Source organism: Hydrogenophaga sp. UC242_53 (assembly GCF_042696965.1).
GTDB lineage: Bacteria > Pseudomonadota > Gammaproteobacteria > Burkholderiales > Burkholderiaceae_C > Hydrogenophaga.
The window spans coordinates 4865472-4889749 of sequence record NZ_CP170552.1 but is presented as its reverse complement, the minus strand read 5'-3'; the positions used below and the strand labels follow the sequence as shown (position 1 = coordinate 4889749).

At 67.9% G+C, this 24278-nt stretch carries 19 protein-coding genes and 2 pseudogenes; 12 read left to right on the top strand and 9 right to left on the bottom strand.

Annotated elements, in window-relative coordinates; translation table 11 throughout:
* Window positions 1-349 precede the first annotated feature (349 nt).
* Complete coding sequence (locus tag ACFJI0_RS24555; protein WP_382163452.1) at window positions 350-2209, top strand: phosphoenolpyruvate carboxykinase (GTP); 1860 nt, start codon at window positions 350-352, stop codon at window positions 2207-2209.
* Between the two features lie 127 nt (window positions 2210-2336).
* Here ACFJI0_RS24555 and ACFJI0_RS24550 read toward each other — a convergent pair whose 3' ends face one another.
* A complete protein-coding gene (locus tag ACFJI0_RS24550) occupies window positions 2337-2912 on the bottom strand; it encodes a hypothetical protein (RefSeq protein WP_382322708.1) in 576 nt (191 codons plus the stop codon).
* Window positions 2913-3017: 105 nt separating this feature from the next.
* Here ACFJI0_RS24550 and ACFJI0_RS24545 point away from each other — a divergent pair, with 105 nt between their 5' ends.
* The 3 genes and pseudogenes from ACFJI0_RS24545 (at window position 3018) to ACFJI0_RS24535 (ending at window position 5339) form a co-directional block, all read left to right on the top strand.
* Complete coding sequence (locus tag ACFJI0_RS24545; protein WP_382325816.1) at window positions 3018-4025, top strand: LysR family transcriptional regulator; 1008 nt, start codon at window positions 3018-3020, stop codon at window positions 4023-4025.
* A gap of 23 nt (window positions 4026-4048) precedes the next feature.
* The gene (locus tag ACFJI0_RS24540) at window positions 4049-4846 is read left to right on the top strand and encodes a metallophosphoesterase (RefSeq protein WP_382163458.1); all 798 of its coding nucleotides are present in this window, start codon (window positions 4049-4051) and stop codon (window positions 4844-4846) included.
* 69 nt (window positions 4847-4915) lie between these two features.
* Window positions 4916-5339, top strand: a pseudogene (locus ACFJI0_RS24535) (universal stress protein).
* Between the two features lie 68 nt (window positions 5340-5407).
* Here ACFJI0_RS24535 and ACFJI0_RS24530 read toward each other — a convergent pair.
* Together ACFJI0_RS24530 and ACFJI0_RS24525 are read right to left on the bottom strand one after the other, a co-directional pair.
* Window positions 5408-6055 carry a TetR/AcrR family transcriptional regulator gene (locus ACFJI0_RS24530; protein ID WP_382163460.1) on the bottom strand — a complete coding sequence of 216 codons (648 nt, stop codon included), beginning with the start codon at window positions 6053-6055 and terminating at the stop codon, window positions 5408-5410.
* Window positions 6056-6154: 99 nt separating this feature from the next.
* Window positions 6155-7084: a LysR family transcriptional regulator ArgP gene (locus tag ACFJI0_RS24525; RefSeq protein WP_382322707.1), complete on the bottom strand. Its 930-nt coding sequence runs from the start codon at window positions 7082-7084 to the stop codon at window positions 6155-6157.
* A 153-nt stretch (window positions 7085-7237) separates the two neighbouring features.
* Here ACFJI0_RS24525 and ACFJI0_RS24520 point away from each other — a divergent pair, with 153 nt between their 5' ends.
* From ACFJI0_RS24520 to ACFJI0_RS24510, 3 genes are all read left to right on the top strand, one after another.
* Window positions 7238-8590, top strand: a complete 1353-nt coding sequence (locus tag ACFJI0_RS24520; RefSeq protein WP_382322706.1) for a D-amino acid dehydrogenase — start codon at window positions 7238-7240, stop codon at window positions 8588-8590.
* A gap of 373 nt (window positions 8591-8963) precedes the next feature.
* Window positions 8964-10628, top strand: coding sequence for a hemagglutinin (locus ACFJI0_RS24515; protein ID WP_382322705.1), 1665 nt, complete (start codon window positions 8964-8966; stop codon window positions 10626-10628).
* Between the two features lie 19 nt (window positions 10629-10647).
* The gene (locus ACFJI0_RS24510) at window positions 10648-11010 is read left to right on the top strand and encodes a hypothetical protein (RefSeq protein WP_382322704.1); all 363 of its coding nucleotides are present in this window, start codon (window positions 10648-10650) and stop codon (window positions 11008-11010) included.
* Here ACFJI0_RS24510 and ACFJI0_RS24505 read toward each other — a convergent pair.
* Window positions 10979-12145: a mandelate racemase/muconate lactonizing enzyme family protein gene (locus tag ACFJI0_RS24505; RefSeq protein ID WP_382322703.1), complete on the bottom strand. Its 1167-nt coding sequence runs from the start codon at window positions 12143-12145 to the stop codon at window positions 10979-10981. The two genes, ACFJI0_RS24510 and ACFJI0_RS24505, sit on opposite strands and share 32 nt — an antisense overlap.
* 98 nt (window positions 12146-12243) lie before the next feature.
* Between ACFJI0_RS24505 and ACFJI0_RS24500 the strand changes: the two genes are divergently transcribed.
* Window positions 12244-13191, top strand: a complete 948-nt coding sequence (locus ACFJI0_RS24500) for a LysR family transcriptional regulator (protein WP_382322702.1) — start codon at window positions 12244-12246, stop codon at window positions 13189-13191.
* A gap of 4 nt (window positions 13192-13195) precedes the next feature.
* Here ACFJI0_RS24500 and ACFJI0_RS24495 read toward each other — a convergent pair whose 3' ends face one another.
* The 5 genes and pseudogenes from ACFJI0_RS24495 to ACFJI0_RS24475 form a co-directional block, all read right to left on the bottom strand.
* Window positions 13196-14077, bottom strand: coding sequence for a M14 family murein peptide amidase A (locus ACFJI0_RS24495; protein ID WP_382322701.1), 882 nt, complete (start codon window positions 14075-14077; stop codon window positions 13196-13198).
* A gap of 41 nt (window positions 14078-14118) precedes the next feature.
* The gene (locus ACFJI0_RS24490; protein WP_382322700.1) at window positions 14119-15375 is read right to left on the bottom strand and encodes an acyl-CoA dehydrogenase family protein; all 1257 of its coding nucleotides are present in this window, start codon (window positions 15373-15375) and stop codon (window positions 14119-14121) included.
* A gap of 33 nt (window positions 15376-15408) precedes the next feature.
* Complete coding sequence (locus ACFJI0_RS24485) at window positions 15409-16635, bottom strand: serine hydrolase domain-containing protein (protein ID WP_382322699.1); 1227 nt, start codon at window positions 16633-16635, stop codon at window positions 15409-15411.
* Between the two features lie 38 nt (window positions 16636-16673).
* Entirely contained in the window at window positions 16674-17468 is a 795-nt protein-coding gene (locus ACFJI0_RS24480) for an alpha/beta fold hydrolase (protein WP_382322698.1), read from the bottom strand.
* Window positions 17465-18518 (bottom strand): annotated as a pseudogene (locus tag ACFJI0_RS24475) (peptidase M29). Before ACFJI0_RS24475 ends, ACFJI0_RS24480 begins: the two are co-directional and overlap by 4 nt.
* Before the next feature lie 86 nt (window positions 18519-18604).
* On the opposite strand from ACFJI0_RS24475, the gene ACFJI0_RS24470 reads away from it, so the two are divergent.
* From ACFJI0_RS24470 to ACFJI0_RS24455, 4 genes are all read left to right on the top strand, one after another.
* Window positions 18605-19126, top strand: coding sequence for a flavin reductase family protein (locus tag ACFJI0_RS24470; RefSeq protein ID WP_382322697.1), 522 nt, complete (start codon window positions 18605-18607; stop codon window positions 19124-19126).
* A 5-nt stretch (window positions 19127-19131) separates the two neighbouring features.
* Window positions 19132-19560: a MarR family winged helix-turn-helix transcriptional regulator gene (locus tag ACFJI0_RS24465; protein ID WP_382322696.1), complete on the top strand. Its 429-nt coding sequence runs from the start codon at window positions 19132-19134 to the stop codon at window positions 19558-19560.
* A gap of 57 nt (window positions 19561-19617) precedes the next feature.
* Window positions 19618-20523, top strand: a complete 906-nt coding sequence (locus ACFJI0_RS24460) for a DMT family transporter (protein ID WP_382322695.1) — start codon at window positions 19618-19620, stop codon at window positions 20521-20523.
* 133 nt (window positions 20524-20656) lie between these two features.
* Window positions 20657-24163, top strand: coding sequence for a hypothetical protein (locus tag ACFJI0_RS24455; RefSeq protein ID WP_382322694.1), 3507 nt, complete (start codon window positions 20657-20659; stop codon window positions 24161-24163).
* Window positions 24164-24278: the final 115 nt, after the last annotated feature.

Below are 24278 nucleotides of genomic sequence, written 5' to 3'. Positions count from 1 at the left end.
GCCGAACGCCCGCCGGGGCCTTCGGCCTTTCTTTTTGGGCGCCCCGCCCTACACCCGGCCCAACCGTTTAATGCATCACGTTATGCGGGTTTTGCATGTAACCGCCTCGTAACGGAGCGGTCGCTTTCTTAAAATCGGGGCATTGGCCGACACGCTGATCAAGCCCGGATCCACCGACCCGGGTTTCATCTCCCCCTGCTGCCCCGCCATCCGCACCGCAGCCCCCCACGCGCCGACCGCCCTTTTTCGCCAAAGGGACCCCTTGGACAGCCGCCCCGTCATCTGCATGACGCCCGCGGCTGTCGGTGTCTCTGAGGCATGCCGGTTTACAAACTTCTGGAGCGACTCCATGAACTCACCCGTGATGCAGGGCCTGGCCCTCAACACCCCCTCCTATGTCAAGAACGCCCGGCTGATCGCCTGGGTGGCCGACATGGCCGCCTTGTGCAAGCCCGACAGCATCTACTGGTGCGATGGCAGCGAGGAGGAGTACGCCCGCCTGTGCCAGCAGCTGGTGGACGCCGGCACGCTCAAGAGGCTCGACCCGGTCAAGCGCCCCAACAGCTTCCTCGCCTGCTCCGACCCGTCGGATGTCGCGCGCGTGGAAGACCGCACCTTCATCTGCTCGCAAAAACAGGAAGACGCCGGCCCGACCAACAACTGGAAGGCGCCCGCCGAGATGCGCGCGACCCTGCAGCCGCTGTTTGACGGCTGCATGCGCGGCCGCACCATGTACGTGGTGCCGTTCAGCATGGGCCCGCTGGGCAGCCCGATCGCCCACATCGGCATCGAGCTCTCCGACAGCGCCTACGTGGCGGTCAACATGAAGCTCATGACCCGCATGGGCAAGGCCGTGTTCGACGTGCTCGGCGCCGACGGCGAGTTCGTGCCCTGCGTGCACACCGTGGGCGCACCGCTGGCCGAAGGCGAAACCGATCAGACCGCCTGGCCCTGCAACCCGACCACCAAGTACATCGTGCACTACCCCGAGACGCGCGAGATCTGGAGCTACGGCTCGGGCTACGGCGGCAACGCCCTGCTGGGCAAGAAGTGCTTTGCGCTGCGCATCGCGTCCAACATGGGCCGCCAGCAGGGCTGGCTGGCCGAGCACATGCTGATCCTGGGCGTGACCAACCCCCAGGGCAAGAAGTACCACGTGGCCGCCGCCTTCCCCAGCGCCTGCGGCAAGACCAACTTCGCCATGCTGATCCCGCCCAAGGGCTTCGAGGGCTGGAGCGTGACGACCATCGGCGACGACATCGCCTGGATCAAGCCCGGCAAGGACGGCCGCCTGTACGCCATCAACCCCGAAGCCGGTTACTTCGGCGTGGCGCCGGGCACCAACACGGCGACCAACCCGAACTGCATGGCCAGCCTGGACCGCGACGTGATCTTCACCAACGTCGCGCTGACCGACGACGGCGACGTGTGGTGGGAAGGCATGAGCGAAGCCCCGGCCCACGCCATCGACTGGCAAGGCAAGGACTGGACGCCCCAGATCGCCAAGGAAACCGGCGCCAAGGCCGCCCACCCGAACGCGCGCTTCACCGTGGCCGCCACCAACAACCCCGCACTCGACCCGGCCTGGGACGACCCCAAGGGCGTGGCGATCGACGCCTTCATCTTCGGCGGCCGCCGCTCGACCACCGTGCCGCTGGTGACCGAGGCCCGCAACTGGACCGAAGGCGTCTACATGGCCGCCACCATGGGTTCGGAAACCACCGCTGCCGCCTTTGGCGCGCAAGGCGTGGTGCGCCGCGACCCGTTCGCCATGCTGCCCTTCACGGGCTACAACATGAGCGACTATTTCCAGCACTGGCTCGACGTGGGCGGCAAGCTGGCCAGCCAGGGCGCCAAGCTGCCGGCGATCTACTGCGTGAACTGGTTCCGCAAGGACGAGGCCGGCAAGTTCGTCTGGCCCGGCTTCGGCGAGAACATGCGCGTGCTCAAGTGGATGATCGACCGCCTCGAAGGCCAGGCCGGCGCCGGCACCGAACACGCCTTCGGCGTGAGCCCGCGCTTCGAAGACATCCACTGGAACGGCCTGGACTTCTCCGCCGACCAGTACCGCACCGTGACCCACATCGACCGCGCCGCCTGGGCCCAGGAACTCGAGCTGCACGCCGAGTTGTTCACCCAGCTGGCCTACCACTTGCCCCGGGAACTCGAGGAGACCAAAGCGCAGATCGAGAAGCGCCTGGCGGCCTGAGACAGGCCGCACTCGATCACACCGGTGGTCCGCACGATCTGCGGCCCACCGGCGCGCCCCGGACCCACCGGCCAGGGCAAAAAAAAGCCACCGGACCCGGTGGCTTTTTTGTGGGCGCGTGGAACGCTCAGATGTAGTACATTAGGCGGTTGCGCGCGCGGGCGGTGCCCAGGCGTTCCCAGTAGCCCACCTGCGGTTCAGCGGCCCGGGTGGCTTCGGGCAGACCCAGCGGCTCCAGGGCTTCGGTGAAGGACGTCGCCTGCGCCACCGGGGCCTCGACTTCGCTCTCGTCCGCAGCGCGGGCGCGGGCGGCCATCAGCTCGTTCATCAGGCGGTGGTCCATGCGGGCCATTTCCCAGAGACGGGTTTCGGCGCGCGCTTCGGCCAGGGCTTGCGACCAGCCGTCCAGCGAAACCACCGCGCGGCGGGCCAGCGAACGGGCCGTGTCGGCAAACAGGGCCATGCCGGCGAAGACCACGACCCACAGGAAGACCCAGGCCAGGAACAGCTGGCCATCGGCCCAGGTGCTGATCAGGCGATCGGCGACCACGACCATGGCGGCCACGACGGCGGCCAGCAGCATGACGGAAAGACCACGCGCACTGTCGTTGCGGCGCTGAATGCCGTCGACACCCTTGTGCGCGGGCGTGGATGCCGGGCGCAGGCCCAGCGGGGCAGAAGGAAGGGATGCGTATGTGCTCATGGCGAACTCCAGAAATAGAAAAATGTCTTTTGGACAAGCGAATATTAGGGTTTGCCCTAGTATTTAGCCACTTTATCTTTGTGATGTCTTATATTCACCCGGGTGATAAATGGCCTGAATTTCCGAACCCTCGACCTGAACCTCCTGCGCGTCTTCGACGAGGTGATGACCGAGCGCAGCCTCACCCGCGCGGCCCACAACCTGGCCATGACGCAGCCGGCGGTGAGCAACGCGCTGCGCCGCCTGCGCGAGGTGATGGGCGACGAGCTGGTGCGCCGCTCGGGCTATGGGGTGGAGCCCACGCCGGTGGCGCTGGCCCTGTGGCCCACGGTGCGCGATGCCCTGCACATGCTGCGCGAGTCGCTCGCCCCGGGCGCCTTCGACCCGGCGAGCGCGCGCAACGCCTTCGTGCTCGCCATGGCCGACGCCACCGCCGCCAAGCTCATCCCCGGGCTGATGGACCTGCTGGAGAGCGAGGCGCCCGGCGTGAACCTGCGCGTGCTGCCGCTGACCACGCGCGACCCGCGCGGCCTGCTGGAGTCGGGCACGGTGGACCTGGCGATCGGGCACTTTCCCGGCGTGCTGGCCGAACTGGGCGCCATGCACCTGCAGGAAAACGACCCGCACTTCCACCACCAGCGCCTGTACGACGGCGAGTACGTGGTGGTCATGCGGCGCGGGCACCCGCTGGCCGGCCAGCCCCTGAGCCTGGACAGCTACTGCGATGCGCGCCACATGCTGGTGAGCTTCTCGGGCCGCCCCTTCGGTTTCGTGGACGAGGCGCTCGCGGCCATCTCGCGCCAGCGCCGCGTCGTGATCACCGTCAACCAGTTCTTCACCGCCGGCCGGGTGGTGCGCACGACCGACCTGCTCACGGTGCTGCCGCGCCACTTCGTCGGCGCCACCGGCATGGAGCACGAGCTGGCCCTGTGCGACCTGCCCCTGCAGGTGCCCCCCGTGCACGTGGACTCGCTGTGGCACCGCCAGGCCACACAGAACACGGCGCACCGCTGGCTGCGGGAGACGGTGGCGCGCGCCGCCAACATCGGTTTTCGCCCTGCCCCACCCACCAACGCACCACCGCCGCAACGCCCCCGCAAGCCCAAGGCTTGAGCGCCCTGGACCACAATGCGCGCATGAAACTCCAGCTGCTCAGCGACCTGCACCTCGAAGCCAACCCCGACTTTGTGCCCATGCCGGCACCGGGCGCCGACCTGCTGGTGCTGGCCGGGGATGTCGGCTCGTACCAGCTGCGCCGCGACGGCAGCGCCATGAACGAAGCCGACTGGGGCCTGGGCCGTTTTGCCGACTGGCCGGTGCCGGTGCTGTTCGTGCCGGGCAACCACGAGTACGACGCGCTCGATGTGGACGACGCCCACGACCGCCTGCGCGAGACCTGCGAGCGCCTGGGCCTGATCTGGCTGGAGCGCGAGACGCGCGTGATGCAGGGCGTGCGCTTCGTGGGCACCACGCTGTGGAGCGACTACGACGTGCTCGGCGAGCGCGAGAAGGCCTACCGCGCCGCCAACCACTACCTCGTCAAGATGGCCGGCCAGCGCGACGGGCAACTGTTCGACGCCGAAGCCATGCGCGCCCTCGCCCTGGAGTGCCAGCACTGGCTGCGCGGCGCCCTGGCCGAACCGTTCGACGGCCCCACCGTCGTCGTCACCCACTTCGCGCCCACCCTGCACAGCGCCGACCCGCGCTACGGCCTGAGCCCGGGCACGGCCGGCTTCTGCAACGGGCTGGACGCCTGGCTGCCGCAGGCCGACCTCTGGCTGCACGGGCACCTGCATTGCCCCACGGACGTGCAGGTCGGGCGTTGCCGCATCGTGGCCAACCCGCTGGGCTACGCGGTGAAGAACGAACAGGACGGTTTTCTGCCGGACCAGCTGATCGACGTGCCGGCGCGGCCGGGCCTTGCCGCGGTTTGAGCCAGCGCAAGGTCCTTGTGCGCCAAGGACATACACTGCGCACTGATTCAACCTAGAAGGAGAGAACCTATGAAGATTCTGCTGGCTGTCGATGGCAGCGCCTACACCAAGAAGATGCTGGCCTACCTGGCCGACGCACGGCGAGATGTTCGGCTCGAACAACAGCTTCTCGATGATCACCGTGCAAGCCCCGCTGCCACCCCGCGCACGCGCGGCCGTGGGCGCCGCGGCGGCCAACGAGTACTACGAGGAAGAATCCGCCAAGGTCACCGGCACGGTGGCCAAGTTCCTCAAGCGCCATGGCATCGATGCCAAGGCGATCCACAAGGTCGGCTCGCCCGGCGAACAGATTTCCAAGGCAGCCGACGGCGGCAAGTTCGACCTGCTGGTGATGGGTTCGCACGGCCACAGCGCCCTGGGCAACCTGGTGATGGGTTCGGTCGCCACGCAGGTGCTGGCCCACTGCGGTGTGCCGGTGCTGCTGGTGCGCTGACACCCCCCGCGCTCACGCAGAAAGGGCCGCATCCGCGGCCCTTTTTCATGGTCGTGCGGCCAGCGCCGTCAGCGCGCCCGCAGCCCGTCGAAACAGGTGCTCAGCACCATCTGGATGATCTGTTCGTTGTCGTACTGCTCGCTGCCTTTGAGGAAACCAAGCACCGGGTCGCAGGCGCGTGCGTACAAGGTGTAGAGCACGGCAATGGGTGGCAGGGCCGGGTTCAGGCTGCCGTCGGCCTGCGCCGCCGTGATCCAGGCGCCCAGGCGCTCGCTCACCTCCATGAGGCCATCCACATAGGCCTTGTTGGTGGTCAGCGCGGCGCGCAGGCTGGAGTTCTCGCTCGGCAGCGACGGCATTTCACCGGCCAGCTGCACCTCCATCGTCCAGCGCGCCACGGCCTTGAGCTGGTCGATCGGTCGCGCGCCGGTGGACTCGCCCTGCAGCTTGTCAAGAAACGCCAGGGCGCGCTCCATCACCCGCACCATGGCCGCCGCCGCGAGGTCTTCCTTGCTGGAAAAATGCTTGTAGAGGCTGGCCTTGGCGATGCCGACCTCGATCGCCACCTCGTCCAGGGTCATGGCCTCGAAGCCCTTTTCGGCCAGCAGGCGGTTCACCGCCGTGATGATCGCGTCCTCGCGCGCCAGGTGCATCTGCGCGCGGAAACTGCGCTTGGGAACCGGAAGAACGGGGGATTTGGCGACGGCGCTGACCATGGAAGCCCTTGTGACTGGTCCCGGATTCTGCATCAGATCGACGCATGCGTCGACATCATGACCGGTGAGTCACCATTCGGCCGAACGGGTTTTCCGACCTCAGGCCGCCACCGCCTCGACGCCTCGAAGGTTGTGGGCGGCGGCGCGGCGCAGGGCCGTGCTCAGCGCATCGAGCACGTCGGAATTGAGGTTCCAGCAATGCCAATGCAGCGCCACGCCCAGCCGATGGCGCGGCGCGAGGTTCACCAGCTCGCCGCGGGCCAACAGGTCGCGCACGCGCAGTTCGGGCAACACACTCACGCCCCAGCCCGCCATCACCGCGCGCACCTGGCCTTCGCTGGACGGCACGAACAACTGCTTGAGCATCACGCGCGAAAGACCGAAGGCCTTGGACACGAAGCCGTGCTGCAGGTTGTCCTTGCGGTTGAAGGCCACGAAGGGCACCTTGTGGAAGTTGTGCGCGTTCAGGCCCTTGGGCAAATGCTCGGCGGCGTAGGCGGCTTGCGCCACCACCACATAGTCCATGGTGCCAAGGGCTTCCATCTTGCAGCCCCGCAAGGCCTGCCCCAGCGAGGTCACGCAGCCCAGCACCTGGCCTTCGCGCAGCCACTCGTGGGTGAACTCCTGGTCGTCGGTGATGATCTCGATCGGCAGGCCGCCCTGCGCCAGGGCGTCGAGCGCGGGCAAGGCCCAGGTGGCGATGCTGTCGGCGTTGATCGCCACCGAGATGCGCTCGTCGTCGCGCCCGTTGCCGGTGGAACTGGGCGCGAGCTCCTTGAGGTCCTTCTCCAGATCGGCCCGCAGCAGCCGCATCATCTTGGCGTGCTTGAGCATGAGCTGCCCCGCCGCCGTGGGTTTGAGCGGGCGGCTGCGCACGATCAGCACCGTGCCGACCTGCGCCTCCAGCGCGCGCAGGCGCTGCGAGACGGCGGATTGCGTGATCGAGAGGCGCTGCGCGGCGCGCTCGAAACCGCCCTCTTCGATGATGGCGGCCAGGCATTCAAGGGCGTCTGGATCAAAGGTGCTCATGGGAAACCTCCGGCAGAGAGCGGCGTGCGCGGCTTGTGGCCTGCACATAAGTCGTTCTGATGAATGCGATTTTAGTTTAATTTCACTTCACCAAGCACCCGATATTTTCCATACTGCGGCGCATTCACCATCCCCTTTTTTGTGGAGCGGATCATGCAAGTCACGGTATTGGGCGCGGGCATCATCGGAGTCAGCACGGCGTGGCACCTGCTGCAGCGAGGCCACGAGGTCACCCTGGTCGACCGGCAGCCGGACGCCGCGCTGGAGACCAGCTTCGCCAACGCGGCGCAGATCTCGGTGAGCTATTGCGAACCCTGGGCCAACAAGGACGCGCCACTGAAGACCCTGAAGTGGATGTTCTCCGACGAATCGCCGCTGCTGTTCCGCCCACAGCTCGACTGGGCGCAATGGCGCTGGGGCCTGCAGTTCCTGGCCCAGTGCAACGACAAGGCCTTCGTGCGCAACGTGGCGCAACTGGTGGCGCTGGGCGCCTACAGCCATGCGGCCCTGAAGGACGTGGTGGCCGAGACCGGCATCGAATACAACCGCCTCGAGCGCGGCATCGCGCACTACTACACCGACCAGAAATCCTTCGATGGCGCGGCCGACGCGGCCGCGGTGATGCAGCGCTTCGGCGTGCAGCGCCGCGTGGTCACTCGCGAAGAGTTGCTTGCCATCGAACCAGCGCTCCAGGCCTTTGGGGATCGCATCGTCGGTGGCACCTACACCCAGAGCGACGAATCGGGCGACGCGCGCGTGTTCACGCAGCAACTCGCGGCCCTGTGCGGCCAGCGCGGCGCGCGGCTGCTGTTCGGCCACGACATCGAGCAGTTGGAAAGCGACGGCCGCGAAGTGCGCCAGGTGCGCGTGCGCGACCGCATCACCGGCCTGGCCAGCGTGCTCAAGGCCGACGCCTTCGTCGTGGCCTGTGGCTCGTACTCCACGCCGCTGCTCGCCTCGGTGGGTGTGAACGTGCCGATCTACCCTGGCAAAGGCTACAGCGCCACCCTGCCCCTGTTGAACCCCGAGCGCGCGCCCTCTGTGAGCCTGCTCGACGACCAGATGAAATGCGCCGTCTCGCGGCTGGGCAACCAGCTGCGTGTGGCCGGCACCATCGAACTCGGCGGCTTCGATCTCTCGCTCGACACGCCGCTGGCGCGCAAGCGCTGCGACATGCTGGTGCGCCGCATCGAGCAGGTGTTCCCCGGTGTGGCCGACACCCGCACGGCCGACGAAGGCGGTGACCCGCAGTTCTGGTGCGGCCTGCGCCCCGCCACGCCGACGAACATCCCCTTGATCGGCCGCACCAAGCTGCGCAAGCTCTGGATCAACGCCGGCCACGGCACGCTGGGCTGGACGCATGGCGCGGGCTCCGGCAAAGCGATTGCAGAATTCATCCACGGTGAGCAACCAGCGATGAACTTCGGGTTCCAGGGCATGGGAACCCGCACGCAGGCGACCGCGCCGGCTGGCGTGCGGCGGTTGCAGGCGACTTCGCGGGGCTGAGCCCGCTTCCGCCTTTTTGCCATTGCTTCCTTCGCAGGGACGCCTTGTTCCCTCATAGCGATTCTTCGTCCCCGCCTGCACTGGCGACGACTCACTCCCGGCAAACTGCCTGAAGGCAATTTGCCGTCGCGCAAACAACTTCACAAAACGCGTGCATGACCGACCAAAAGGGTCGATGTCACTCGCGATTGCGCAGGGAGGGAGGAAACATCAACGCTTGATTTAATTCAACCGCACTGCATTGCATGGCTGCATATCGCCGTGCCTCAACCTCGCTCATGCATCGGGGTTGAAGTCAACGTCTACGGACACTCCACATTCTCAAAATCAACCACTGTTCACAAGACAGTGGTTTGAATTCGCACGTACTTTTATGGTCAATCTATCCATATCTCAGCAACGCATTGCACTTCTGTCTGCCCTCCTGATTTCACTGCACATCGCCGGTTGTGGCGGTGGTGGTGGAGACAGCGCCTCTCCGAGTGGGGGCGGCAATTCTTCTCCGGTTTCTCCGAGCAGCCCAATCAGCGCCGTTGAGCCTGCCTGTCAGTCCTGTGCCGCCACCAGCGCCACGACGTACGCGGGCAGCGGGACGGGCATCTGGCAGACCACCAACTCGGGCAGCGCCGCCAAGGACATTCCCATCTCGATCTCGGGCCTGGCCGGACAGGACGTGCAGCTGATCCTGACCAACGAAAGCATGGCCGCCGTGCCACTCCCGTCTGGCTCCATCCCCAACTTCTCCGCCAGAGATCTGTTCACCGCATCTGCGTCGCAACTGGAAGATCCGACGAAAGCAAGCATTGCGGAGTTCAATCGCGCCGGGTGGCATCAGGCGATCCTTGATGCACAAGGTCGCGCTCGCTCGCTGATCAGCAGCCCGCAAGCTTCAACGGTCCACGTCGTGGGCGACACGCAGCCGTTCAGGCACACCGATACCACCAACCGAACCACCACCTTGATCAAGCAAGTGGTGGCGTCCGACGGCCGACAGGTCAATTTCTGGGTGGAAACCTCGGAATACGCCACACCCAAAATCACCGACGCCATCCTGGACACCTTGGCCACCAAGCTCACGCAGTCCAATGGCGTGTACGACAGCCTGCTTTCGGTGGGAGGGCCGTTGTGGGGCGCACACAATTACAGCGATCTGATCGACAACACCAACCGCCCGCTGGACATCGTCTTGCTCAACTTTGACAACAACGGCAACGCCTATGGCACCGTCGGTTATTTCTACGCCATCAACAACTTCCTCAAGAGTGCGATAACTACAAGCAACGAGTCTCTTTCGATCTACCTGGACACCGAGACCCTGTACCGCGACGGCAGCACGGGTCTGCAAAGCGGCATCCTCACCCTGGCCCATGAGTTGATGCACATGAGCAACTTCTATCGACGTGGCATCGGAATGAGTTTCAGCCATGCTTTTGACACCTGGCTGAATGAAATGAGCGCCGTGGCCATGGAAGATCTGGTGGCCAATCAATTGACCACCTTCAACCCCATCCGGGACCTGCGCCTGCCCCAGTACCTCGGCGGCAATGGTCTGGGGTATTCGTCCTTCCAATGCCCGTTGACGACGTGGACACCCTATTCGGGCAGTTGCGACAGCTACTCCGTGTCGGGATCGTTCGGCGGGTTCCTCGTGCGGCAACTGGGTGTGGGATTCTTCAAAAACCTGCTGACGCAGTCCCAGGCCAACTCCCTCCTTGCGCTGGACGCCGCGATCAAGGTGGCGGCACCCACGTCCTCGCTGGCGCAGCAGTTCCGGCGCTTCACCGTGAGCGCGGCAGGCGTGCTGCCAGCGGCCAGTGCGCCGACCGGCTACGGATTCCCGGCGCGATCGGAAAGTGGTTTCAGTGTTCCCGCCATCAATGCGTTCGCCTTCAAGAGCCAGCGGGTTCTGCCTTCGTCAGCCCCCACACAGATCAAGTCGCTTGCCACCTTGCCTGTCGTGCGGCAACGCGTCACCGGCACCTACATCGATTCGGTGAGAGTTCCTCCGGGTGCATCCCTCTCCGTGGTCATTCACTGAAAGCCCTGGAGCGCCAGCGATGCTGAAGAACATCCCGTCGATGCGCCGGTGGCTGACCTCTCTCGCGGTCACAGCCAGCTTGCCACTGGCCGTTGCCTGTCAAGGCGGTGCGGCGAACGCCGGCACGACCGAAATCGAAGGCACGCTGGTGTTGAAAGGGAACGAACCCTTCGTGCAAGCCGTGGTTGTGGTTTCCGACAAGGAACAGTGGGAGCTTCTGGGCTTGCACCGTTCCGAGGCCGAAAACCATCAAAACCAGGTCGTGAAGGTCAAAGGGCAAGTGGTCCACGAAGCGACGCCGTCAACAGCGCGACGTCCTTCACTCAAGGTGCTGGACTTCACACCCCGCCTCACGAAGCCAGCGCCCGCATCTCCGAAATGAGATCCGACTTGCCCTCAAACCCGATCCCCGGCAGCGGGGGCAAGCTCACATAACCCTGCTCCACCTTCACCCCATCGGGGAAACCGCCATACGGCTGGAACAGATCCGGGTAGCTCTCGTTGCCACCCAGGCCCAGGCCGGCCGCGATGGCGAGCGACATCTGGTGGCCGCCGTGGGGGATGCAACGGCTGGGTGACCAGCCGTGTTGCTTGAGCATCTCCAGCGTGCGCAGGTACTCCACCAGGCCGTAGCTCAGCGCGCAGTCGAACTGCAGCCAGTCGCGGTCCGGGCGCATGCCGCCGTGGCGGATCAGGTTGCGCGCATCTTGCATGGAGAACAGGTTTTCGCCCGTGGCGATGGGGCCGGCATACACCTTGCCGAGTTCGGCCTGCAGTTCGTAGTCCAGCGGGTCGCCGGCTTCTTCGTACCAGAACAGCGGGTACTGCGACATCGCCTTGCCGTAGTCGATCGCGGTCTTCAGGTCGAAGCGGCCGTTCGCGTCCACCGCGAGCTGCTGGCCGGGGCCGAGGATCTTGAGCACGGATTCGATGCGCTCGCAGTCGTCGGCAAGCGAAGCACCGCCGATCTTCATCTTCACCACCGAATAACCGCGCTCCAGGTAACTTTCCATCTCCTTGCGCAGGCCATCGAGGCCCTTGCCGGGGTGGTAGTAGCCGCCGGCGGCGTAGACGAACACGCGCGGGTCGGGTGTGCCGTTGCCGTAGCGCTCGGCGAGCAGTTGGTACAGCGGCTGGTTGGCGATCTTGGCGACGGCGTCCCACACGGCCATGTCGATGGTGCCCACGGCCACCGAGCGTTCGCCGTGGCCGCCGGGTTTTTCGTTGATCATCATCTGCGCCCAGACCTTGTGCGGGTCGAGGTTGTCGCCGGTGGCGTCGAGCAGGCTGGCCGGCTCGGCTTCGAGCACGCGCGGGCGGAAGCGGTCGCGGATCAGGCCGCCCTGGCCGTAGCGGCCGTTGGAGTTGAAGCCGTAGCCAATCACGGGTTTGCCGTCGCGGATCACGTCGGTGACCACGGCCACCAGGCTCAGGGTCATCTTGGAGAAGTCGATGTAGGCGTTGCGGATGTCCGACTTGATGGGGCGGGTGGATTCGGCGATGTCGACGATTTTCATGGTGCTGTTGGGGGTGAAGGAAGAAGCAATGGGTGGCATCATTCCCGGCGGACCGCACGGCGTCCAATACCCGAATCGCATACAACTATCTCTCGCCCATGGGCCCCGGCAACCGACCCCTTGACCTCGACTGGCTGGAGGATTTCCTCGCGCTGGCCGAGAGCGGCAATTTCTCGCGCGCGGCGCAGGCGCGCCACATCGCGCAACCGGCTTTCAGCCGCCACATCAAGTCACTGGAAGAATGGGCGGGCGTGCCGCTGTTCGACCGCAGCGCGCACCCCGCCGTGCTCACGCCGGCCGGTCAACGCTTCAAACCGCTGCTCGAAGACCTGCTGGGCCGGCTGGAGTCGGCGCGCAGCCTGGCGCGCGCAGCGCACGACGAGGCCGCGGCCGGCCTGCGTTTCGCGGCCACGCACCTGCTCTCGCTGGCATTTTTTCCATCGTGGTTCTCGCGCGTGGAGCAGACGCTGGGCCCGCGCACGGTGCAGATGCATTCCAACAACCTGGAGGCCTGCGAAGACCTGATGCTGCAGCGCAGTGTGCAGTTCCTGCTCTGTTATGGACATCCCGAGGTGCCGGGCCGGCTGGAGGCTTCGGGCCACCCCATGCACCCCATCGGCGAAGAGACGCTGCTGCCCGTCGCGGCCGCGCGGCCCGATGGCACGCCCGCCTTCCGCCTGGGCGAACCCACGCCCGCGCAGGAGCCCCTGCCCATCCTCGCGTACCACGCCTCGTCGGGCCTGGGCCGCATGCTGCAGGCCTGCCTGCGCCCGCTGCTCGGTGGTGAGGTGCCCCACCACACGGTGTTCGCCGCGCACCACGCGGTGGTGCTCAAGGCGATGGCGCTGGAAGGCCGGGGCATCGCGTGGCTGCCGCGCAGCCTGGTGGCGGCCGAGCTCGCGGGCGGTCAGCTCGTGGTCGCCGGTGGGGAGGAATGGGCGCTGGCGATGCAGATCCGCCTGTACCGCCAGCCGATGGAGATGACCGAGTCGGCCGAAGCGCTGTGGTCGCTGGTGCGCGGCAACGCGGCCACTCCCGCGCCCTGACCCTTCAGCCGGTCTTGCGGGCGGTCTTCACCGGCAGCACGATCGGCGCGGCGTCCTCGGGGCGCAGGCGCTCGCCCATCCAGCGCTGCATGTCCATCCACATCTGGCGCATCTCTGCGTCCAGCGGCGTGCGCAGCGCGCTGGGCAGTTCCACCGTGACCACCGGCATGCCCTGGTGCACGCCACCGTAGTTGCCCAGGCTGCCGGGGAAGATGCCGACCTGGTCGAGGTACAGGCGCCCGAGCTTGGGCGGCGGCACGCCCGGGCCGTCGAAGTCGAGCACGCCATAGGGCGCGTGGATGCTGACGATGAGGTGGGGCTGGAAGCGCGCCATCTCGTCGTGCAGGAAGCGCGATTCGGGCTCGGACAGCGGGCTCGAGCCCGGCCAGCGGCGCGGGTCCTTGCGGGTGCGCTGCTCCCAGTACACCTTGGCTTCGCGTTGCCAGTTGGGCGTGGGAAAGTTGCGGTTGAGATCCACGCCGTTGGCGTTGGTGCGCCGCGCGGGGCGGGCCAGCAGGCCGTCGGGGTTGAGCGCGGGGATGAAGCGCCAGTGCGCGTTGGCCGGCATCTGCACGGCGTGCTGGATCCAGTGCAGGGCCACGGCGGCGGACGAGAGTTCGTCGCCGTGCATCGCGCCCACCACCAGCACGCGCAGCTTCGCGTCGGGCGCGCTCACGTCGCGCGCGTAGATCGTGCGGCCTTGCACCGAGCGGCCGGGCGTGGCCTTGAGTTCGGCCGCGTCGCACAGCGCCCGCTTGAGGTTGGGCAGGCGCGCGACCAGGGCCTCGCAGGGGTGGGCCGGCGCCGACTGGGCGGGGGTGGTCAACAGGCCCAGCAGCGCCAGGCACAGCGGCAGAACGGAAGGGAACCGGCGGGCTTGGAACATCCCGGCATTCTAGGAGCCCGGCCCCGCCATTCGTTCCCAGTTCATTCGTCGCGCTCGCCGGCCTCGTACAGCGTCTCGCGCCCCATGCGGTCGAGGATGAGTTCGGCGGTCCAGGGCAGCATGAGCGCGCCGCAGCGGCTGTCGCGGTACAGGCGCTCCAGCGGCAGGTGTTTCATCATGCTCTGGCCGCCGCAGGTGCGGATGGCCAGGCGCGCGATGTCGTTGGCGCCTTCCATCACGCTGTAGTGGGCGGCGTACAGGCGCAGCTTCTCGTCTTTCGTGGGGTTGGGCTTGGCCTCGGTGATGGCGCGTTGGAAGAGGCTCTTCATGCTTTCGAGCTGGATGCGCATCTGCGCCACCGCGATCTGTTTGGTGGGGTACTGGCGGCGCTTCACCGGCGGCTCGCCCTCGACCTCGCCGCGCAGGTACTTCACCGTGAAGTCGTAGGCCGCGGTGGCGATGCCCAGGTAGGTGGGCGAGAGCGTGAAGAACATGGCGGGCCAGGTCTGCGCGCCCTTGAAGTAGATACCGCGCGGCATGAGCTGTTCGGCGTCGCTCACGAACACGTCCTTGAACGCGAGGTTGCGGCTGACGGTGCCGCGCATGCCCAGCGGGTCCCATTCGCCGCTGATGGAGAAGCCCGCGCTGGTGGCGGGCACGCTGATGTAGAGCGTGTCGCGCGCGTCGGGGTGGTCGTCGCCCTTGTCTTCGGTGCAGAGGATGCCGTAGTAGTCGGCCGCGCCCGAGAGGCTGGCGAAGATCTTGCGGCCGTTGACCAGCCAGCCGCCCTCGACCTTCTTCGCGGTGGTGCCGAAGGGCGCGCGGCCGGCGGCGGCGGCGCTGCCTTCGCTGAAGGGCTGGGCGTAGACCGCGCCCTCGTTCACGATGCGCTGGAAGTGCAACTCGCGCCGCGCCAGGTGTTCGGCGCGCTGCGCCTCGGTCATGGCGATGCCGTCGGCCAGCACGCCGGTCCACATGGTGCTGCAGATGTGCATGTTCCAGGTCAGCGCGGTGGCACCGCAGAAGCGGCCGATCTCGGCGGCCACCATCATGTAGGTGGCGTAGTCGGCACCCAGGCCGCCGTGTGCGGTGGGCACGCACAGCCGGAGGAAGCCGGCCTCGCGCAGGTCGTCGTAGTTGGCGAACGGGAAGCTGGCCTCGCGGTCCCATTGCGGCGCGCGCGCTGCGAAGCGGTCGCGGCCGAGCGTGTGGGCGCGCTGGAGCAGCTCGCGCTGCAGCGGGGTGAAAAGCAGGTCGCCCACGGCGGGGGTGAAGCTCAGGGAGGGGAAGGCGTCCATGGGTGTGTCCCTTGAAAACGAGGGGAAAAAGGATCAGTCGATGCGCCCGCCCAGCGAGGCCAGCACGCCTCGCCAGAGCGCGTCGGTCTCAGTCCGGGCGTTGTCGTCCCCGCCACCGCCGGGGTGCTCCCAGGCCGAGGTGACGACCATCACGAGGCCGCTGGCGGGTTGCACGAACAGGTGCTGCCCGTGCACGCCGCGCATGAGGAAGGTGCGCTCCTTGAAGGGCAGCAGCCAGAACTGGTAGCCGTAGCCGTAATAGGGGATGCTGCGGCCGGGCCGCAGCGCGTGGCTCTGTCGGTACTCGTCGGTGGCGTCCATCAGGTAGTCGCGCGGCACCACCTGGTGCTCACCCACGCGGCCGTTGTCGGCCAGCAGCACGCCCAGGCGGCCCCAGTCGCGCAGCGAGGCGTTGAAGAAGGCGAAGGCGCCTTCCTGTCCGTCGCCGCCGGTGCGCCAGAACGCCTCGTGCTCGGCACCCATGGGCTGCCACAGCCAGGCCTGGGTCAGCGCGGCCAGGCCTTGGCCGGTGGCGCCGCGCAACACGTAGCCCAGCACCTCGGTTTCGCCGCTGGCGTAGGCGAAGCGCTCGCCGGGCGGCGCGTTGCGCTGCGTGATGGTCTGCAACACCTCCATGGCTCCGCGGGGCGACTGCATGAAGGCCACGGCCAGGCGCGTCACGTCGTCGTTGCCGTCGTAGCGCTCGCTGAACTGCAGGCCCGAGGTCATGGTGAGCAGGTGCCGCAGGTGCGTGGCGCCGTAGGGCGTGCCGGCCAGCGCGGGGGCGTATTTCTCCGCCGGGTCGTCGAGCGAGGCGATGAGGCCCTTGGCCTGGGCGATGCCCACCAGCAGCGAGGTCACGCTCTTGGCCATGGAGAAGGACAGGAAGCGCGCGCCGGGTTCGCGGCCGTAGCGGTAGCGCTCGGCCACGATCTGCCCGTCCTTGAGGATGAGCAGGCCGGTGGCGCGCTGGTGCTCGAGGTAGTCGTCCAGCGAGTAGCTGTGCTCGCGGTGGCGGTAGTGCACGGCGGGCGGCGCGGCCATGGCGGGCAGCGGCCGCGCGTGCGATGCCGGCGCCACCCGGGCCACGTGCACGCCCGGCACACGGTCCAGCGCCGACCAGGACCCGACGCGGTAGGGGTTGTTGCCCCAGGTGGTGGCGTTGCCCACCGGATAACCCTGGGCCTTGCCCAGCAGCGCCTCGTCGGGCTCGGCCCCGGCCCCCAGTGCGGCCAGCACCAGAGCGGTGCGCCAGAGCAAGGTGGATTCGCCGCATGGACCGCCTTGGAAAGTGCCGCTCAGTGCAGCGCGCGCGTCTGCGCCAGGAAGTCGAGCAGCAGCGCGTCGAAGTCGTCGGGCGCCTCCAGGTTCATCAGGTGGCCGATGCCTTTGAGTTCGGCGTAGCGCGCGTCGGGAATGGCCTCGGCCATCTGCTTCATCACCGCGGGCGCGGCGACGCGGTCGAACTCGCCGCCGATCAGCAGCGTGGGCACGCGAATGTCGCCCAGCGCGGCCTGGCGGTCGAAGGTGACCAGGCAATCCAGCGCGCGGCGGTAGGTGGCGGCGGGCACGCCGGCCATGCAGTGCTCGGCCAGGCGCAGGCCTTCGGGCAGGGAGCCGGGGCCGACCATCTGCGGCACCAGCCGCTGCGCCACCTCGGCCATGCTCTGGCCCGCGTCCAGCGGCGCGGTGCGCTGCGCGATGAACTGCTGCGCCCAGGCGTCGGCGCTGCGGCCGTCGGTGCGCTTGCCGAAGGCGGCCGAGGTGCCGCAGAGCACCAGCCGGCTCACGCGCTCGGGCCGGCGCGCCACCACCTCCTGCGCCACCATGCCGCCCATGCTGTGGCCCAGCAGCACCACGTGCTCGCATTGCAGCGCGTCGATCAGGTCGATGCAGCTCTGCGCCAGGCCCTTGAAGGTGTAGGGCTCGATGGGCGCGCTGTGGCCGTAGCCCGGCATGTCCCAGGCCACCGCGCGGTAACCCGCGGCGGCCAGCGTTTCCACCTGCGGCGCGAACGCGACGTGGCCGCCGCCGATGCCGTGCAGCATCAGCACGGTGGGCCCGCTGCCCAGGGTCGTGAAGCGCGGGATCATGCGGCCACCACCCGGCCGGCGTCGACCACCACACGGCCATCCAGCGCCACCGTGCAGCCGCGCAGGGGGAAGTCGAAGTGACCGCGCGTGTGGCGCCCGGCCACTTCGTTGGCGCCGGTGCTGTAGAGGAAGTTGCCCGCGAAGGCGCGCAATTCGGTGCCGTTGAAATCGCGCTTGTCGTAGAGCGCCATGCTGTCCCAGCGCGCGGCTTCGTTGAGGCCGTATCCGACATGGCTCACCGCGTAGGCCTCCTTCTCGTTCCAGGCCGCGTAGTGGCTGCGCAGCAGCTCGGCGTCCACACCGCTGCCGTCGATGCGCGTCACGTGGTCGTTCTCGATGGTCATTGTGATGGCGCGCTCGATGTAGCGCTTGAAGGTGAGGTTCACGTCGCCCTCGGCCAGCACCAGCGTGCCGTGGACGCTGCCGGCCGCCGGAAAGGCCAGCACCATGCCACCGGGCCAGTGCGTGAGCGTGCCGGCGCGTGTGGTGCTGCCCCAGTTGCCACCCACCACCGCCCCCTGCAGCGAGATGGTGAGGTCGGTGCCGGCGGCGGAGCTCACGCGCAAGGCCTGGGCGCCGCGCACCCGTTTCACGTGGTCTTTCACGCGCGCCTCGGTCGCGTCGTCGGGCAGCAGCCGCACCAGCGCCTCGGGGTGTTCGTTGCTCACGTAGACGACGCGCGGCTGGGTGAAGCCATTGCCTTTCAGGATGGCGGGCAACTCGGGCGCGTGCATCAGGCCCTCGACCGTGCAGTCCACCACCAGCGTGCAACCCGACAGCGCGGCAATCACCGGCGCGAGTTGCTGCAGGGCAGGGCTGGCGCCGGTGGAGCGCGAGACCGGCTCGCCGGTGCTGAACACCGAGGGCAGCGTGAGCGTGAAGCTGCGCGCCCCCAGGCGGGCCGCCGCGAGCCGCGCCAGTTCCATCAGCACGGGCCGGCTCTGGCTTTCGCCGAGAATCGCCGACCGTATCGCCGGTTTGCACCGCGCAGCGGCGCAGCACGGTTTCGAAGGCATCGATCCAGGCGGGTTCGGTCCGCTCCTGCAGCATGGGCTTTCCTTGTCTTGGGCCGGACCGCGTCAGGGTCTTGCAGCCGGCATTGCCATTATTCATGAATTTTCATATAAATTCCAACCATGTCCCCAGCCCGCTCCGCCGGCCACCAGGCCCGGCCCCCTGATTTTTCGGCGCACGAGTTCCGCGCCTCGCTGGGCATGTTCGCCACCGGGGTGACCATCGTGACCGCGCGCACCGACAGCGGCGATCTCGTGGGCCTGACGGCCAACTCCTTCAACTCGGTCTCGCTGTCGCCGCCGCTGGTGCTCTGGAGCCTGGCGCGCGTGGCGGGCTCCATGGCCGCGTTCTCGAATGGCCGGCACTACGCCATCAACGTGCTCGCGGCCGACCAGCAGTCGCTGGCCGAGCGCTTTGCCGCGCGCGACACCGACCGCTGGGCCGGCGTGGGTTTCACCAGCGGGGCCAGCGGCGCGCCGCTGCTCGACGGCGCCGCCGCGAGCTTCGAGTGCTTCAACCGCAGCCAGTACGCCGAAGGCGACCACGTGATCTTCGTGGGCGAGGTGGAGCGCTGCCGGCATCGGCCCGAGGCCTCGCCGCTGCTGTTCCACGGCGGTCGCTTCTACACCGAGCACCCGCTCTGAAGGCGATGACGGCGGAGCGCTTCACGGACGACTACCTGGGCTACCTGCTCGGGCAGGCCAACCATGCGCTGTTCAAGGACTTCGACGCCGTGGTGCGCGACGCCGGCCTGAGCAGCATCGAATGGCGCGTGCTGGCCACGCTCACCGGCCGTCCACCCATGCCGGTGGGCCAGCTGGCGTTCGAGGTGTTGAGCCAGCAACCCACCGTGACCAAACTCGTGCAGCGCCTGGCCGCCCAGGGCTGGGTGGCGCTGCGCGACGACCCGGCCGACCAGCGCCGCACGCTGGTGAACATCACCCCCGCCGGCCAGAAAAAGGTGACGCCGCTGATCGCGCAGGCGCGCGAGCACGAGGCGGCGGTGCTCGGCACCCTGAGCGCGGCCGAGGTGCGCCGGCTCAAGGACCAGCTGCGCCGGCTCGCGCAGCCCGGCTGACCCCGCACGAAGCCCACGCGACAGCCGGGACATCGGCGCGCGCCGACAATCGCCGGCATGACTTCACCGGCCGACCGCAAGACCCACCTCGACTCCCTCGCCATCACCCTGCTCGTGGTGTGCTGCGCCTTCTGGGGTTTCCAGCAGATCCTGATCAAGGACACCGTGGCCGAGGTGCCGCCGCTGTGGCAGGCCTCGCTGCGCTTCTGGGGCGCGGCCGTGCTCATCTGGGCCTGGTGCCGGGTGCGCGGTGTGCCGCTGTTCACGCGCGACGGCACGCTCAAGGCCGGCCTGCTCGCGGGTTCGCTGTTCGCCGGCGAGTTCGCCTTCATCTACCTCGGGCTGCTGCACACCAGCGCATCGCGCCTCACGGTGTTCCTCTACACCAGCCCCTTCGTGGTGGCGCTGCTGCTGCCGCGCGTGGTGCCAGGCGAGCGGCTGCGGCGCATCCAGTGGGTGGGCCTGGTGATCGCCTTCGCCGCCGTGGCGCTGGCTTTCAGCGAAGGTTTCATGCACGGCTCACCGGTGGCCGGTGCGTGGCTGGGCGACGCGATGGCGCTGGCCGCCGGCACGCTCTGGGGCCTGACCACGCTCACCATCCGAGCCACGAAGCTCTCGGGCGCGAGCGCGGAGAAAACCCTGTTCTACCAGGTGGCGGTGACGGCGGTCGTCGCGCCTTTCATCTCGCTCGCGCTGGGCGAGGTGTGGTCACTCGACTACTCGGCGCGCGCCTGGGGTTCGCTGGGCATCCAGACCGTGGTCGGCGCCTTCGCGAGCTACCTCACCTGGATGTGGCTGCTGCGGCACTACCCTGCCACGCAGATGTCGACCTTCACCTTTCTCACCCCGGTGTTCGCGCTGGTGTTCGGCGTGGTGCTGCTCAACGAGCCGCTCACGCCGCAGCTGGTGGTGGCGCTGGTGGGCGTGGCGCTGGGCATCGTGCTGGTGAGCCGGCGCGGCTGAACGAGGCCTTTCGGCGGCCCGGGGCGCCTCCCCTGGGAAATCCCTGGGGTCGCCAGACCGAACCCCGCAGGAGATTCGGATCACTTCCCTGTTTCAGTTCTTTCACCCACGAAACTGAAACAGGGAGGACATTTTGAGCACCATCAGCGCCTGCTTGCCGGTCTATTCATTCCCTCTGCCCTTCGGCGACCAGACGGTGGACTCCGATGAGAGGACGCTCATCGAAGACGCCCACTCCCCGGCCAACGGATCGTCGCCCTCCGACTCCGCCTGGGAGGCCAGCCAGATTCCCCTCGAGCTCTTGCGGCCGTCCTTTTTGCAGGCCGAGGGGCCCTCCCTCGACGTCCAGCAGCGGGTGGCCGACATCCTCCAGAGCGTGGCCTTCACCCCCCTGAAGGACGACCTCGACCCCCTCGTTTCCGCCCAACACTATTACCCAGTGTGGTGCGTCCTGCTGTACGCCACCGTCGGCGCGGGCTTCGGGACGGGCATCGATTTCCAGACGGGCGCCGAGCACCCGAATTCGGGGCTGCACAACCTGCCGGCGCTGGTCGTCGGCCTGGGACAGGCGGGCGACACCAAGATCACCTGGGACGGCATCCGCGGCGCGCTGGCGGGCCGCGAGCAGGAACTGGAAGCCTGCCGCGTCTACCTGAGCGCGGCGTCCGGCCTCCAGGCCCTGGCAGGCCTGGAGGCGGAGTTCCTGCGACGGCCTCCAGGCGCGCAGAACCCGCGCGACCTGTCATTGCTCAAGGAAGCTCAGGCCAGACTGCGGGCGCTGGCGGACACCCACGCGGCGACGTTCAAGCAGTGCCTGGAGCCGGGCCATCTCATCCCCCGCTGCCTGCTGGCCGGGGTGCGCGACGTCGGTTTCGGCTCGCTCTCCCTGCTCAAGACCGTCCCGTCGGCCGTGGTCAGCGGCCTGTCGACCAGCGGGCCGCTGACCGGCGCGGCCAAGAACATCGCCGTCGCCCTGCCCTACCTCTCCGGCTCCATGAACATGGTGACGGGCGTCCTCCACATCCTGCAGGCCGTCTGCGAGGGCATGGATGCCCGCCGGGAGCGCAAGACGCTGCTGTTGGCCGAGCGGTTCGACAAGAACGTCTTCGAAGCCCACGGCGCGGATTGCCCCGAGTTGCTGGAGCTGATGGAGCACCGCCACCAATGGCGGGAGTTGAAACGGCTGGACGCCAACCTGCTGGACCTGCACGGCTGGATCCGCGGCATCTACGGCGGCACCAGCCTGGGGGGCGCCGTGGCAGCCACAGCGCTGACCGCGCTGGGCGGCGGCGCCTTGTTCGGCGCCGCCACCATGGGCATCCCCGGCCTGGTGGGCATCCTCCTCGCGGGCGGCTACATGCTGTGGTACGGCATTCGCGCCAAGGTCAGGGCCGCTGAGCAGAAGCGCCACGACAAGGCCTGCCGCGCGGTGGCGGCCCACCACGACCGCAAGACCGGCGCGATGCCGGGCCTGGCCGACCCTGACCAGGGTCGCCCGATCCAGGCCATCGCGCGCAGCCTGGTCGATCGGCTTCTGGCGCCAACCACACAACACCGCACCCGGCAGATGCTGATCGCCCTCGGCCTCTCGCCCTCGGTGATCGACGCGGCCATCCATGGCGACCGCGAGCCGCTCACCCGGCTCATCGTGCAGCTGGGCTCGCAGGCCAGCTCCCCGTCGGAGGCCGAGGCGCTGCGGCGCTTCCATGCGCGTTCGGACGTTTCCGCCTGGGACCAGCTGATGGCCCTGGACCGGTGGCAAGCCCTCGGCCACGCGCCGACGGACATCGCCCGCCCGGCCGAGCCGGTCCAACCGCGCTGGACCCGGCACCTCGCGCCGGGCACCGGCATGGGGGACCTTCGCCAATCGTCCCTGACCCCGCGGCTCATCCACCGGCACTGGAACGATGAGGGCTTCCAGCCCTTCCTGCGCCGCCTGTGTGTGCACACCCACGAGGTGATGAACACGCCGCAAGACGCCTGGGACCTGCTGCAGACCCGCCGCCACGAGGCGAAACAGGAGGCGCAGGCGCGCGCCACCGTCGCCGGCTGGATCGCCGGCGGCCAGTGGCGCAACATCGAAATATGCCTGCGCGACGACCACGATTTCGCCAACGTCAAGTACCAGCAGGTCCTTCAGAACGGCTACGGCATCTCGCCGCGGGACGCGGGCGGCTTTCTGACCGTCCTGCAAGGGCACGCTCGGACCGCGCCCTTGCAGACCGACACGCTGGCGTCGTTCATGTCCATCTGCCAGGCCAGCGATGCGGCCGGCAAACGGCAGCTCGTGCCGCACGTGCAGGCGCTCGTGGAAGCCACCGTCAAGGGCATGCCTTCAGAAGGCGAGGCGTTCTATGCCGCGCTGGGCATCACCTCCCTCCACGACATGGATGCACGCAACGTGGATGCCGTGCTGCGGTTGCTGCAGCAATTCCTGTCCGTGTCCGAAAAACTGCGGGGCCAGACCCTGTCCAAGGTGGTGGCCTCACTGCATGCCTACCCCACGGGTGGCGGCTTTCCCGAGGCCCTCTGCCGCCTCGCGGCCTTGCGCGAGCTCCGCCTGCGCTGCGAAACGGCGGGCCGCTCCGTGGAGGACCCGGACGTCCAGCACGCGCTGGCGATGGCCCGACAACTGTCGGGGCAGAAACTGGACACCTGGACGATCGGTGCCGGCGAAGGCGGTGGTGTGTTCGGTTTTAAGGGCTACCGCCTGAACGATGAAGGCGCGTTCATCCGGTACCTGTTCGAGCGTTGCCTGGGCAGCCCCCTCTCCCCTTTGAACCTGTCCTCCACCTCGCTTGGGAAGTTGTCGCTGGCGTCGGCGGACCCCACGCACCAGGCCGCGCTGTACAGCGCCCCTGGGGCCTTGGAGAAGGCGCTCCAGAGCCGCGACCCTCGCCAGCGCAAGACCGCCCTGGCCTGCCTCGAGGCGCAGCTGCACACCGCCAGGGAGCGCGCGGAAGCCGCGCCCGACGCATCCGGCTGCGTCACCCATCTGCAGGCGTTCTTTCGCCTGGAGAAGCTCGCCCAACAACACGGCGTGGCGACGTCGACACCGAGGCTGGGCCACCCGCTGGACCCGAACCGGCTCAATTTTTACCGCGCCGCGCTGGCGTGGCCCAACAAGACCGCCCGCGCCAAGAACATCCAGGCGATCCAGACCGAGCTCGACCAGCTGAAAAGGGGCCACGCCACGGGCAATCCCTTCTGGTCGGCCAAGTTCCTGCGGTCGCAAAAGATCGCGGGCGCCGCCGAACTGCAGAAAATGCGGGCGCTCCATCCAGAGATCGCGGCAGGCTCGTACAAGGGCCTTGTGAAGTCGCTTCAGGCCTTGAGCCGCATGGGTGTGGCCGCCCTGCGCCAGGCCATCCACCGAGACACGGAGAAAGCCCGCCAGTGGATTCAAGTCCACTTCAGGTCCCGTGGCGTGCCGCTGCCGAGCGACTGGCAGGAGGGGCTGAAGGAGGCCGCCCAAAAAGGGCCCCTCGACCTGTTGATGGCGCTGTCGGCCCTGAAGGACCGGGCGGCCCAACAGCACTCGAAAGAACTGGCGAAGCGGCTGTGGTCCCATGCCGGCAGCGGGATCCACATGGGCCTCACCCACAGCACGAAGACCCCTTCCAGCGACGCACCGCTCTGAGGCCCGTGGCGGCAAGCACCGCAGCGGACGGGTGGCCGTGCGATGTAAGTCATCCGTCAGTTTGGCGGATGAGCATCAGCCGGCCCCCATGGCCCGCGGCGCCCCAGCCGAGACC